The organism is Tardiphaga sp. 841_E9_N1_2, assembly GCF_051811065.1.
Taxonomy (GTDB): domain Bacteria; phylum Pseudomonadota; class Alphaproteobacteria; order Rhizobiales; family Xanthobacteraceae; genus Tardiphaga; species Tardiphaga robiniae.
Genome location: NZ_JBPWQC010000001.1, coordinates 4,895,622 through 4,908,480 on the forward strand (window position 1 = coordinate 4,895,622; position 12,859 = coordinate 4,908,480).

13 protein-coding genes and 1 pseudogene are annotated in these 12,859 nt (G+C 56.6%); 3 read left to right on the top strand and 11 right to left on the bottom strand.

What is annotated here, in order from left to right:
- The first annotated feature begins 1 nt into the window (after position 1).
- A complete protein-coding gene (locus AB8A50_RS23490; protein WP_439079065.1) occupies positions 2–496 on the top strand; it encodes a deoxycytidylate deaminase in 495 nt (164 codons plus the stop codon).
- Here the strand turns inward: AB8A50_RS23490 and AB8A50_RS23495 are convergent.
- The 6 genes and pseudogenes from AB8A50_RS23495 to AB8A50_RS23520 all read right to left on the bottom strand — a co-directional run.
- Positions 493–1,827, bottom strand: a complete 1,335-nt coding sequence (locus AB8A50_RS23495; RefSeq protein WP_439079066.1) for a hypothetical protein — start codon at positions 1,825–1,827, stop codon at positions 493–495. The two genes, AB8A50_RS23490 and AB8A50_RS23495, sit on opposite strands and share 4 nt — an antisense overlap.
- Positions 1,828–1,830: 3 nt before the next feature.
- Positions 1,831–3,906 carry an ATP-binding protein gene (locus AB8A50_RS23500; RefSeq protein WP_439079068.1) on the bottom strand — a complete coding sequence of 692 codons (2,076 nt, stop codon included), beginning with the start codon at positions 3,904–3,906 and terminating at the stop codon, positions 1,831–1,833.
- 845 nt (positions 3,907–4,751) lie between these two features.
- Entirely contained in the window at positions 4,752–6,158 is a 1,407-nt protein-coding gene (locus AB8A50_RS23505; protein WP_439079069.1) for a primase-helicase family protein, read from the bottom strand.
- Positions 6,159–6,246: 88 nt separating this feature from the next.
- Positions 6,247–6,588, bottom strand: coding sequence for a helix-turn-helix domain-containing protein (locus AB8A50_RS23510; RefSeq protein ID WP_439079070.1), 342 nt, complete (start codon positions 6,586–6,588; stop codon positions 6,247–6,249).
- Positions 6,560–6,964: a tyrosine-type recombinase/integrase gene (locus AB8A50_RS23515; protein WP_439079071.1), complete on the bottom strand. Its 405-nt coding sequence runs from the start codon at positions 6,962–6,964 to the stop codon at positions 6,560–6,562. Before AB8A50_RS23515 ends, AB8A50_RS23510 begins: the two co-directional genes overlap by 29 nt.
- A gap of 65 nt (positions 6,965–7,029) precedes the next feature.
- Positions 7,030–7,602, bottom strand: a pseudogene (locus AB8A50_RS23520) (glycosyltransferase family 2 protein); the annotation flags it as partial.
- A gap of 137 nt (positions 7,603–7,739) precedes the next feature.
- Here AB8A50_RS23520 and AB8A50_RS23525 point away from each other — a divergent pair.
- Positions 7,740–8,210 (top strand): hypothetical protein, encoded by a 471-nt coding sequence (locus tag AB8A50_RS23525; RefSeq protein WP_439079072.1) that lies wholly within the window; start codon positions 7,740–7,742, stop codon positions 8,208–8,210.
- A gap of 221 nt (positions 8,211–8,431) precedes the next feature.
- Here the strand turns inward: AB8A50_RS23525 and AB8A50_RS23530 are convergent, their stop codons facing one another.
- Positions 8,432–8,677, bottom strand: coding sequence for a helix-turn-helix domain-containing protein (locus AB8A50_RS23530; RefSeq protein ID WP_439080022.1), 246 nt, complete (start codon positions 8,675–8,677; stop codon positions 8,432–8,434).
- Positions 8,678–8,785: 108 nt separating this feature from the next.
- Between AB8A50_RS23530 and AB8A50_RS23535 the strand changes: the two genes are divergently transcribed.
- Entirely contained in the window at positions 8,786–9,751 is a 966-nt protein-coding gene (locus tag AB8A50_RS23535; RefSeq protein ID WP_439079073.1) for an IS1595 family transposase, read from the top strand.
- Here the strand turns inward: AB8A50_RS23535 and AB8A50_RS23540 are convergent.
- The 4 genes from AB8A50_RS23540 to AB8A50_RS23555 all read right to left on the bottom strand — a co-directional run bounded on the left by AB8A50_RS23540 (position 9,739) and on the right by AB8A50_RS23555 (position 12,770).
- On the bottom strand, positions 9,739–10,290 hold the full coding sequence (locus AB8A50_RS23540) for a hypothetical protein (RefSeq protein ID WP_439079074.1): 552 nt from the start codon (positions 10,288–10,290) through the stop codon (positions 9,739–9,741). The genes AB8A50_RS23535 and AB8A50_RS23540 overlap by 13 nt on opposite strands.
- Before the next feature lie 82 nt (positions 10,291–10,372).
- The gene (locus AB8A50_RS23545; RefSeq protein WP_439079075.1) at positions 10,373–10,537 is read right to left on the bottom strand and encodes a hypothetical protein; all 165 of its coding nucleotides are present in this window, start codon (positions 10,535–10,537) and stop codon (positions 10,373–10,375) included.
- Between the two features lie 356 nt (positions 10,538–10,893).
- Positions 10,894–11,361: a hypothetical protein gene (locus tag AB8A50_RS23550; RefSeq protein ID WP_439079076.1), complete on the bottom strand. Its 468-nt coding sequence runs from the start codon at positions 11,359–11,361 to the stop codon at positions 10,894–10,896.
- Between the two features lie 56 nt (positions 11,362–11,417).
- Positions 11,418–12,770: a glycosyltransferase gene (locus AB8A50_RS23555; RefSeq protein ID WP_439079077.1), complete on the bottom strand. Its 1,353-nt coding sequence runs from the start codon at positions 12,768–12,770 to the stop codon at positions 11,418–11,420.
- Positions 12,771–12,859 lie beyond the last annotated feature (89 nt).

Genomic DNA, 12,859 nt, shown 5'->3' on the forward strand with positions numbered 1-12,859 from the left:
TATGACCGAAACTGATACCGACACCCGCACAAAATGGGACCGGCGATTTTTTGAGTTAAGTCGCCTCGCTGCTACTTGGAGTGAGGATCAGAGTAGAAAAGTTGGCGCCGTGATTGTCGGTCCCGCGAACGACATTAGGGCGATAGGATTCAATGGCCTTCCACGTCGCGTCAGTGCCGAACCGGAAGAGCGTCATTCCCGTCAGGGCGGCGAGAAATACTACTGGTTTGAGCACGCTGAACGTAACGCGATCTACAATGCTGCCCGATCAGGGATCAGCACCGAAGGTTGCAGAATGTACACGAGTCTATTCCCGTGTGCCGACTGCACCCGGGGAATTATCCAGAGCGGAATTGTCGAGCTGAACAGTTTTCAGGTGCCCGACGTTGATGAGGTTTTTCAGCGTAGCTTCGAGGTTGCCAAGATTATGCTGGGCGAGGCCAAGGTCGACGTCAGGCTGTTTCCAGCCGATTTTCTCCAGGCTGGCCCTGGCTAGAAGCTCACCCACCCAATCCTTGCCTGAGACCCGGAAATATTCTGGGTCAGCCCGTCGAGCAGCTGGTCGCGCAGACGCGAAATCGGTTTAAGTTTCATCAGTTTTTTCGGCACCGGCGACAGGGTCGTTTTCGCCGAGACAAGGACTAGGACGACATCGCCTTCGAGCTTGAGGAGGGGAAGCCTCTGGACGTGGTCGCCCGCTGGCTCCACTTTCGCAAAATCGCTTGGCGCGATGAGCATCACGGCGGCTCTACGCAAGCCCCGCTTGCCGTTGGCTGCATCACAGGCCGGGACAAGCTCCAGCAGTCCCCACTTCAACTGGCCATAGAATTCAGCGATCAACACATCGTCTGCCGGCGTGGGCGGTGCGGGTTGGTTTGGCGCCGCAGGCGGCGTGGCAGCCTTCTTGAGATCCTTCAGAATCTTGATGGCCTTGTCCTGTTTAAGGAAATGGGTGAAGACCAGCGAGAAAAGTCCTGGCATGGCCTTTTCCATCACGGCAGTCGGGACGATCGTAATCGCACCGCGGTCGCCGATTCCAGTATTAGGATCGAGATGGATAGCGCTGTTCAGCTCGGCACGATGGGTCAGCAAAAGCGCTGCTCCTGCGCTGGCGGCGAACGCCCGGTCCCACATACCTTTCTCGGCTTTCGATACACCGCGCCTGATAAGCCGATCCTGCAGGACCGGTCCGACCGTCTGCATGACCTTCTCGACGGTGAAAGGTGGCTTCGGGTCGGTGGCTTTTGAAAGTTCGACGAGAACTTGAGCGATTTCGCCCGGCGCTGCCGTCTGCGTAAGCGCGATGATCGATTGGGTCACATCATAGGCAGCCTGGGATGACCTCAATTCCAGATCAAGAATGGCGCCGGCCACTGCATTCCCGGCGATGTGCTTGTCGATCGCCGCCGCGATTTTCGTGACTTGGTAAACCCCCCTTGAGTTCATGAAACGAGCCTTGTCGAGCCCGATGGCCGTTATCGGTGCCCGTTCCTTGCCCAGCGAATTTTCCAGCACGGTTTTGAGAGCGTCAGTCTGATCAGGTGCTGCGGTCCACGCGACCATGATCCAAGGGCCGTTATTCGGATCTAGCAACACGTCCAGGATGGCAGCGACGCCCTGATGTTGTGCATAGGCGGAAGCTGCACTGGGCGCCATGTTGATGTCGGTGAAGACAACGCGGATGCCGGGCAGACATGGGCGCAGCGAATCCCGTCCCTGAAATAGGATCGGAAGGGCGCCCACGCCCTTTTTGTGCAAGGCCTGCACGATGCCATCCAGATCTTCCTGCCTGTCGTCAACCGCGATAACCCTCGCGCCCTGCAGCATTCCTCAGGCCCCCTTGAACACGAACGCCAGCACAGCTCCCGTGGCCCACTCGGGAAGATCAAGATCGCCGGGCTGGGGGAATAGCAGTTTTCCGCCACTCAGCTCCATCGCAAGGTTTGCGTAGTACAGGCCCAGACCCATTCCGCCCGGCCGGCGCGTCCAGAACGGTCGTATCAGGTCATCGGACGAATCGCGGAAACCCGGGCCGTTGTCGGCAACGATCAGGGCAGGGTCTCCAAACTCGTCACTTGTTCCCACCCAGATCCTTCTCTGCAATTCACTGGTGTCCTCATCAGGCCAGCGCACGCGAGTCCAGAAAATTGCATTATCGATGGCGTTTGACACGCCACCAATGGCGAGACCAAGCGAGGCGCGAACCATAACGTCGGGCTGTTCGCCCCGGCCGAGGGGAAAATCAATCGCAACACGATGCTTCTTGAACCGCAATTGGTTCAGGAACATCGCCTCGCGTGCAATTTTCGCGAGGCTTTGCTTGCGGGCTGGCTCCTTTTTGAGGACCGTGGCAAAGCCTTCCAGCAAATCCTTCAGATAGCGGGAGCGTTCTTCAATGTCTTCGATCTTCTCGCGCTGTCTGATCGCCTCGTACAATCCGCGTACGCCGCGTTCCAGCTCGTGGAAGATCAGACTGAGTTGCAATCCGGCATTGCCGGAGCTGAGCATGATTTCGCGAAGCTGTTCATACTCGCGGCCAATCTCGTCAACGAGAGGCTGCAGGCGATCGAGCTTGTTGCTTGTAAGCTCGGCCTTCAATCGCGCTACTGGCGTATCGATGGAAATTGCTATGGGCGATTTGACGCCGGTAAGCGCTGTACGTATCGCCTCGCGGTGTGGCCTGCGCAACCGGTCGAAAATCGTCATTGCGGACATGACGACTTCCTTCAGTCGTTCAAACGCGGCATTCTCGACAAAACCTTCCCGGTTGGTCTTTTCGCGGAGCTGGTGGCTTCCATCGAGCGTAAGATTCACTCGTCCGAGAACCTGGTTCCGGCTCAGGCGGTCGGTTGGTGAATTGACGCGCCGGAGATCGAGACCGAGCCAGTCGTCATCCGGTTCGCCATAATTGTAAACGCGGATGCCATCGCGATAGACCCGCATGCCGCCGTTGTTGTTGAGGTATTCAGACAAGACCTTTTTCTGAGTGATGAAATTCCAGGTCGCCCGATCGCGATCGAAGACGTTGAAACTTCCGGAGACCGATCCGATGCCTGCGATCATATCTTTGCCGGCCACAACGTGTTTCTTGTCGCGATCTCGCAGCAATGGCTCCTTGCCCGATTGGGTTGAAGGTTCGACCTTTATCCCAGGATACGGTTTGAATTCGTAGATCCAGGCGATTTCCGATCCGTCGAATGTGAAATTGAATTTCCACATTGCCTGCTCAAGTACACTGCTGGCGTCGAGCAGATCAGCCACGACGTGCTCGTGGCCCGGAATCTTCAGTTGAACCTGAAAGTCGGATGGCCCGCTTGTCGGGTCAGCGATCGAAGTCAGGCTGCGATGAAGGTCGCGGATAGCGCCTCGCGTCCATTCGCCACGAAGATCGGTAACGGCGATCTTGGTTCCGTGGGCTTTGCCTTTGAAAATCTTTGGCGCACGTTCCTCAATGGGCACGCTTATTTCGTCAAGGAAGTCGTGGCTCAGAAGCTCGGACCAGTCGAGTTCGACCACCACTTCAGGCTCGCCGGCCTGACGGGTGACCATCCTGATCCTGTTTCCAAGTTTGTGAACCGCAAATCGGCCAAGCCCCTTTTCTCCCAGGGGCAGGCGTCCCAGCGGCGATCGTTTCCCGGACTCTCGTTGATGCCGCCGGTGATCATTGGCAGGGGTAAGCCAGATATTCTGGATGACTTCTCCGGTCATGCCGGAGCCGTTGTCGCGAACCGTTACGCTAGCTTCGTCCGTCCCGAGATTTGCGAGCGTCACAACGACCTGAGTAGCGTCAGCGTCGTACGCGTTCTTTACCAATTCGAAGACCGCAATGCGCGGGCTTCCGATCAACTCGTCGCCAAGGAGCTGGAGAATGCGAGCCTTCGGACGGATCGACGCAGATTTGGCCATTCAGCACGCCAATTCCAGCGCGGTGCCGGGCTCACCCCGGGTTTCCGGGCAAACAGGTGCTTTCGCTTTTCTTACCATACTAGTCAGTCCGGCAACATTGTAACCCCGACGTCAAGGGTACTGCAAAGGGTACTGCACCAATTTTGAGTCTTTTGCCTGAAAGAACCGTTGAAGCGTGGGCATTTAACTCGAAAGCCGGTGAGATTTTGGGCATCCAGCGGCTCTCCCGCGATTGTCCAGTCGATCTTTGAATAACTGCTAGTGGCGCAATGCGGGCATCACCGATCTGAGTGATCTCTCGGCGTCAACCGAGTGGCAACAGCAGCGTCAACTCGGTCAACCGTGAATTTCAAACTGCCAAACTGGAAAAAGTCCGGGCTGCGGCGGCCGCGCGGGTACCCCCGGCCTAGGAAGGACCCTTCTTGGCGCGGCCTCCCTGTGTGAACGCTCCGCCTAGCCCTCGGGCAGGCGGCGGAGAGCCTAGGGCACGGGCTGCGATGGCTAGGTTGCCACCAATTTGACGGCGATCGTCTCAAGTTTCGGTCATAGAAGCTCGTCTCAAGAAGCATCGAAGAGAATGATAGTCAAAGTCAAAATCCATGCTGACTATCTAGCGACTTTGGCCCAGGCCGCATTTTGTCCAACCATGTCCAGTCGTTTTAGGACTGCTTGGACGCGAGAACTGCCTCTACACAAAGGCTGCGTCCAACCAGTCCTATCTTTTTTGTATTTTTAGAAAAGTAGGACATTTCTTTCGAAATGCCCTCTCTCCCGCCTCAAGTTGTGGGCTCCGACCTTGTTCGAAACGACCGGACAGCCCGGACTGCCCGGACGCGATCACTCGTTTAAGGAACCTCCTCGTCAGCGCCGCCCACTGCGGGCATCGCGGGCCAATCGATAATCTGCCCGACAAGGCCCTGAAACTTGGACCGCGCTTCCTCCAGGGAAGGGAAACAATAGTGATAAGGCCGCGAGGACTCACCTTCTTCGCTCTTCTCCGAAGGCCGGTTCTTAGTGGCACCCAGCTTCTTCAGCCGTTCCCCGAATTGTGACTTCTTCTGCCGTCGCCGCTCGCCGATTTGGGTTGAGACCTTGATGTAGTCCTGGAACAGCGTCTCGGTGTTAATGCTCTCCAACCATTCCGAGCCGTCGCTCAAGGTCGTGCCTTCCCACAGGCGGCCGTACCAATAGCTGTCGACCGATTCCAGTGACCGGAGCTTCTGATCCAGCAGCGCCTGCGTCTTCGGAATGACCCGCAGGTCGACGCTGTCGAGATCGAAGTTGAGCAGATCATAGAGCAGCCGCTCGCGGCCCCCAGCTTTAAGTTCATTGTGCATCTCCTGGAAGTAGAGATGATTCTGGGCACAACGCGGATGCACATCGAGGACGCAAAACCGCCGCTCGTCGAGGCCGGCAGGGACGACCCAGCTCTCATTGGATGTCATGATGCAATGAACGTAGTTAGGCACGCGGATCGGTTCGACACCCTTCGCTTCAATCAATTGCTTCTCGGAGGTGATCAGACCCTTCAGGCGGCCTTCAGCGGCCTTGTCGCCGGCCCAAACTGCCTCGTCCGCTTGCAACAGCAGGCAGTCGGCCATGTGGCTATTGAAGTTGCCGGTGACGTAGCGCGCCTCATCGACTTGCACATAATGCGGGGCAATCAGCGAGCCGAACACCTCACCGAGCTTGCTCTTGCCGGCTCCCATTTTGCCGCACAGCACAAGCGCGGTTCCGAGCTTGTCGCGCGGCCTCTGCATCATGTGTGCGAACCAACCAAAGACATACGCGTACAACGCCGGATCGGAATCGCAGACGTTATTGAAGATGTGATCGCGGAAGACGCCATAGCTGCCGTTCTGGGATGGTTCGACCGAGAAACCCCGCCACAGATTCAGAAAGTTGGGTCGCCCCGATTTGCCGTCAGGGTTCGGGAAGAACTCGACCCCCTCATACTGTCGCCGCTGAGGATGCGTCAGCCATGCAACGCCGAGAGGCAAGGTTTTTGAATTACCCTCGGCATCTGTGATCTGCACCCGCCGATTGGCGAGCCAGTTTTTGTGCGCATCCACTGTTCGGATCTGCAGCGCGCCCGTCTCGTCTTCATGGACGACAACGGCTTTGCCGCCCCACATGGTCAGAGCATTATGCTCGTTGATCTCCTTGATGGCAGGTGGGATATCGTCACCTTCGACGTGGTCGGCGACCGCCTGATAGGCAAGGTCCGACCGTTTGGTCACTTGAGTGTCCATTGCGTAGCTCTCAATGATGAATTTGAAGTAGTCGCTGCCGAGCGGCGCCGATCGCACCGCGCGGAAATATCTCAGGTCAAAGGCGCTGTTATGCGGCTTTTAGCCGGAGTTGATCGACGAAAGTCGCAATCGATGCCGCCGGAATGCGCGTGCATCGCCCGATTTTTACTGTCTCTAGCTGCTTGGTGCGGATCAACTCGTAAATGGTGCTCCTACCGACTCGCAGTTCGTCGGCAGCCTCAATGATAGTTCGTAGAAGACTTCGCGGTTTCCCTGTGTCCATATGTCCCTCTCTGTTTGCCGCCAACCGGCGACATACAAGTGGTAGCGGCGACACTTGGTAAATCCAAAGGGCTATAACAGAAATCGCGTTAGCCCTATCGTACAGCTGGTTCCAGATTTTATAGCCGCTTGGAAATTTGCAGGACATCACTCACTTTTGGCGAATCACACCACGCAGCCCACGCCTCCATGAGAGCGCGCCGCTTGTCGAGTGCATCGCTACGTAGGTAGGCCTGCTCCGATTTGTCGCCGATCTCGTGCGCAAGGGCAGCCTCGGCAATCTCTCGCGGAAAGTGCGAGACGTTACCGGCCCAGTCGCGAAAACTCGATCGGAAGCCATGCACGGTAACGTCGGTAATTTTCATGCGCCGCAGCATCATCTCCATTGCCATGCTTGATAGCGGCCGCCCCGTCACTTGACCGGGGAATGCAAGGTCACTTTCCGAACTCAGAGCATGAACTTTCTTCAAGATTGCAACTGCCCGATCGGTGAGCGGCACGCGATGCAGTCTGCCTGCCTTCATCCGTTCGCCGGCACCGTCCAGACACGTTTGTCGAAGTCCACCTCAGGCCAACGGAGGCCGAAGACCTAGCCGGATCGTGCGGCGGTCAGGATGCAAAACTTCAAAGCCAGTCCGGCGATGGCCTCGCGCTTGCGCAGGTCAGCCAAAAATGCTGGCACATCTTCGTGTGGCGTAGCGGCATGATGGCCGCGGGAAAGCTTTGCCGGCTTGTGCAAAAGGTGGTCGAGATGGCCACGCCAGCGCGCAGGGTTCTTTTGCTGGCGAAAACCTTTCGCCTTGGCAACGTCGAGAATTGTTTCGATCCGACTGCACAGCCTAGAGTTTTTTGATTTCGTCGATTGAGCCGGCTTGTTGCGATGGTGTTGCGATACGAGACGCGCCAGTAAGAGATTAGCGCATAACGCATTATGATCGCTGCCAATATGGGAGATTGACAGAAGGTGCATCCAGCCTTTCATCCAGCGTGAGCGTTGTCGCAGCCACGCGCCGAACGCGATCGGTGCTTCCTCGAGCGTGACCGATGGAATGGTCACGGAGCGATAGCCCAGTCGTGCCAGGCGGATCCCGAGGTCGGCATCTTCCGTGACGTTATAGGCATCCCAGCCGCCGATGCGGCGCAAGGTATCCGTGCGGAAATGCGGCATTAGGTAGCAAACTCACCTGACTTCGCTCTGTACATATCCCTATACAATGTTCTGGTTCTGACCTCTCCTTCTGAGTGCGCTTGACTCTATCCCTGAGTCGCCTGTACTAATCATGAAAGAAGGGATTAACCATGTCTGATTCCGAGATGCTCAAAGCGGCGAAGGCTGAAGCGCAGCGCCTTGAGTCAGAACTCAATGAACTGCCGCTGTACAAGAAATTGCAATCGGTCAGGCAATTGATCGCGCTCTACGAACCTGCACCGGATTGGAGGCCGTTACCCATCCATCCCAAACCGAAGTTTTTCGGTGGTTCAGGCAACGCCGATAAATTCATGCCGAGAGAGTTGACCAAGACGTCCCAGATTGAAGCCGCCGCTGTAACGTATCTGGCCGCCAAGAAAGCACGGGCTACGTCGGGGGAACTGGTTTTGGCTATGGCGGAAGCGGGGATCGAGATTGGTGGCAAGGAGCCCAACAAGGCTCTGTCCGCCTATCTGTCCGGTATGGCGTCACTCAACAACGTCCGTGAATACGGAGGGTATGGCTTGGCCGAATGGGGCCAGAATGCCGGGCCTGACCTCCTAACGAAAACAGGAGCCTAAGAAGGCTCCTGTTGATCACCGCAGAGGGGATTGAGTTTTTGCCGACCTTCCCCCGAGCACAGGCACCTCACACACCGGCAGAGCCGGAGTAGGAGTACCCCTTGTGGCAAACCGTCAGAATAGTTGAGGAGGGTAGCCCCCTCGCCTTAACCCGGCTCACCGGCCGCGTCGGAGCAATCCGGCGCGGTCTTTTCAAACTTAGCAGAACCAAGGAATCGCGTCTATCCCGCTATTTTAGCGGGCTGCGCGAACGTGATCCCCGATGCCACGCCGTGATCGTCAAAAACGAAACCAACGCCATTGGATTCTAGCGCAACTCTCATTGCCCCTAGATTATTCGCAATCGGAACTCTCCGCTCTTTCTCGTAGTCGCGGACCGTCGAAAGAGAAACCTGGGCGGCGGTGGCAAGATCGCTTTGTGACCAATCCAGCCATCCCCGCGCCGCTCGGCACTGTTGAGGTGTCATCTGACCAAAGTAACAACGCCAACTATTATCGTCAAGGCCAACGATTTGTGTTGACGTCACTACTTTCAACGCTTATCACTGACGTCAACGATAATCGTTGGCGAATACATGGCCCAGCACTTCCTCATTTCGGCAAAGGCGAGGTCGCTAAGTTTAGCGAAGGTCGCCCGTTTGTCCGACGAGGAAGCCTACCAGACATTCAAGCTGGTTCGCTGGGCTGCCACTGACGGCGAGCCGGTCTGCCCGCGTTGCGAATGCGCCGCCGTCTACGACTACACCACCCGCAAGCTGTTCAAGTGCAAGGCCTGCTCGCACCAGTTCTCGGTGACGTCCGGCACCATCTTTGCCAGCCGCAAGATGCCGATCCGCGACTATCTGCTTGCCATCGCGATCTTCGTGAACGGCGCAAAGGGTCATAGCGCTTTGCAGCTTAGCCGCGACTTAGATTGCCAGTACAAAACGGCTTTCGTGATGGCTCACAAGATCCGTGAAGCCTTGGGCGCAGAAGCCAATGGCGCGACCGTCTCCGGCGAAGTCGAAATCGACGGTGCATATTTCGGCGGTTATGTGAAACCCGCTAACAACAAGACCAATCGTCGCGACCGCCGTTTCGCAGTCAACCAGAACGGCAAGCGCCGCGTGGTGGTTATTATGCGCGAGCGCGGCGGCCGCACGCTGCCTTTCGTGTTCAAGTCAGAAGATGCATCGGTCATGAAGATCGCCCAGACCGTTGCTCCCGGCAGCACCATTTATGCTGACGAGGCAACTCATTGGGACGCGTTGCATGCTCGCTTCCTGACGAAGCGCATCAATCACAGCGAAAGCTATTCGGACGGCGACGCGTGCACAAATCAGGCTGAGTCGTTTTTCTCTCGCCTGCGTCGTGCTGAGATTGGCATCCATCATCACGTCGCTGGCCCATACCTATCGGCCTATGCGAGCGAAATGGCTTGGCGCGAGAACAACCGTCGCATCAGCAATGGCGAACAATACCTAATGGCCACCGACGCCGCGCTGGCACACCCAGTCTCGCGGCGGTGGAAGGGGTATTGGCAGAAAAGTCAGGTAAAGTAAGACTTCAAGACCATATACAATGAACCAACGTTTTGGTCGTCGTTCTCGCAAAGGTAATGGACCATGTTCTCCAAGTAATTTGGCGAATACGGTTTCACTTCATCTTCATATGCTTGGCAGCAACGCATGGCGATATCGAATGCCATGGCTTGATTACTGTTGTTCTCATAGAACTCGATAAACTTTAGCCTGTATTCGCAATCTGCGTGGCTGAGGCCATGAGCCGAATAGTCTTGCAACGTTGTAATTAAAACACCGTCATACTCGACATCTTGGATCACCTGCGCCCGATTAAGCGCGTCCAATAGAGCCGCGCCTCGCTTGTAATGATCCGGGTTCTGAGAATGCAGCCGCACGCGGATTTCGCTGAGGTTGTTTTTGTACGTCTCAAACGCAAAACGGACGCGTGTCTCGTCCACTATTGGACTGAGACCCACCTGGGAGACGATTTCATCCCATGCGTCTTTAAAGTGTTCAGTAACGAACTCGACGAAAAACGCCTCGTCGTCCAGTTGTTCAAAGTTTTCAAACTCAGCCATAAGTTGCTCCGTCACGGAACCTTCACGCATAAAAAAAGGCCTCGCTAATAGCAAGGCCTTTTCACTAAAAAATTAAGTAGAATCAGGCTTTTGCCGACTCTTTCTTAAAGAACATCTCTTTAACGACATCGATAGCGCTAAAGGTGTCCTTATACTTACGAACCGGCTGCTTGAGTCCGTTATTCGGGTACATCCGGACGACCTTGTCGCCCGCCTTTGGCAGCGCCTTTTTGTCAGTCCTGTTCATGTGCAACTCCATAATACCGCCCCAATATCTTAATCGATCATGCCACAAAGGGTCACCTAACAATGCAAACTTAACGTCGCAAGCTGAACGGTCAATTAAATCGTTTCATTTCAAAGAGTTAATGAAACGTCAACATACCTACTCAGCGGCGCGCATATAAGCATTCATTGCTTATCGACAAGCCCCCCGCCTTACAGCGCCAGACTCATCGATAGTTGTCAACGGAAATGCAACTTGCACGTTCCTTGATTGCAATATTTTATTGCGATGTTGCAAGCAAGAACCATTTTTAGTCGCACAACGCTATTGCTGCGTTCATACGTATTAGTCGTATTCGTCATTAATGTGGTCTGTCACTAACCAATTGGTCGCAGCATCCATGACAAATTGCCGTTGTTATTGATTACCGCGCGTACATTCCCGTCCTGCTTCAATATACGGAGCGCTTTGGACACTCGTTTCGTCAATTCAGTGATGAATTTGCGGTCGCGCGCATCCTGCCCAGTCAATGCAACGATAGCCCGAGCTATTTCCCGGCTCCCGAGTGGAGTTTGCGCGTCGCGGAGCTCATCCAAAATGGACCGGGTTAGCTCGCCTTTCCCAAAAAGCACCTCTCGCTTCTGACGGGGCATTTCTGCGTCCAGATCGCCAGTATAGCCCAGCGTCCCCAGCACTCGATCCAGCGCGCCGATGTCGTTCTTGATCTCGGCTAGTCGGTCCCGAATGCGAATGGCTTCGTTGAACAGATCGGCGCGCTTCTTGAGCAGCCCTGTGATGGTGTGCTCGTAAGTATCAGTGCGAGCTAGGCGGATGGATTCAGTCATCCGCGATTTGTGCAATTAATTGCACTCACCAAGCCATCCCTTCCTTGGTGAGTTTGCTACCTAATGCCGCGGAAATGATTGGAGGTGCCCCCAAGGGGCAGTGGCATGCCCAATGCGACCAGCCCGGGCAGGAAGACCGCGAACAGCCCGGCATATTCGACTGCCGCCATGCGTGACAGCAGGCTGTGCGTCAGATTGTCGAAATGCAGCCCGGCCTGAACGCAGGCGACGTCGTCGTTATGCTGGCGAAACATGCCGAGCGCGGCGCGCAATTGGCCGGGGTCGGGATCGTCTTCGGCATCGAACACGGTCAGAAAGCTGCCGCGGACGAAGGGAAGTGCAACATTCAGCGCCTTCGGCTTAGTTTTCGGACCCGTCGCCTGTGCGATCAGGACTTGAACCTGCGGCCCCGGCCGGGCTCTGGCAACGGCGGCGCGGGTCCGCAGATCGTCGGGCTCAAGCACCAGAATGATGTCGAGTTTTTCGGAGGGATAGTCGAGCCTTTGCAGGGATCGCAACAGACCCGGAACGGACGTTTCCTCGCGATAGAGCGCGACGACCACCGAGTAGATCGGTAGTTGGTCGTCGCGCAAAGGCGGAAACCGTTGCTCCGGTTGCGGCGGCACCAGCACGCAAGTCAGCCTGAGAAGCGAAAAGGCGAGAAACCAGATCGCCGCCAGGCCGCCGATCAGATCCATCGCCAGCGTCGGATACAGAAGCGCGAGAACCGCGCATACCAGCAGCAGAATCGCTGGCTGCAATCCTCTGCGCCAACCGATGATCGACTTGGCCGACATGGCAGGTCGTGTCTGCAGCAGGCCTTCGGCGGCGATATCCGAAAGCGCGTCGCCGGTTTGCTCGGTCAGATATTGATGCAGGTGACGCCGCGTGGTCAGCCGAATGCGCGCGATAAGTGATGGATATGTGGCGGAGAAGCGCGTCAGGCGTCGTGCTGTAAAGGCACGCGGCGTGACGATCCAGTTGAGTGTGTCACCCTCCTGAACGGGTAGGATGCCGAACTCTGCGATCTCCGGAAGATCGGCATCCGCCAGGGGGCAGTGAGCGCGCCCGACTGTCGAGAGATCGTCGAAGCCGATGCCAAGGTGGCGGGCCAGATGCGCGACATACGTCTCCTCGCTGATCACGCCCCATTGGATCAGGACCTGATCGGCGCCCAGATTGAGCTCGCGGCTCCGTCGCTCCGCGGCGTGCAGAAGCGGGACCGGGAGTATGCCACGCAGGCAGTCGAGCTCGCTGGCCGGATCTTTGCCGCGGTCTGACCCGACGCCTGGGTCCGGCATGGGGAAGGAGGACGTCCTGCCGATGGGTGCGGAAGGCGGGCGTATTGCAGCGGCCGGCTGGCGCGAAACGCGCGGCCGATGACCCCGGGAAGATTGCTGCACCCCCATGCAACGCCCTCACACCACAAACGCTACTCGCGTCTCGCGCCGGATGGTCTATAAGACCGCGATCCGGAAGCACTCTATGCAACCACAGA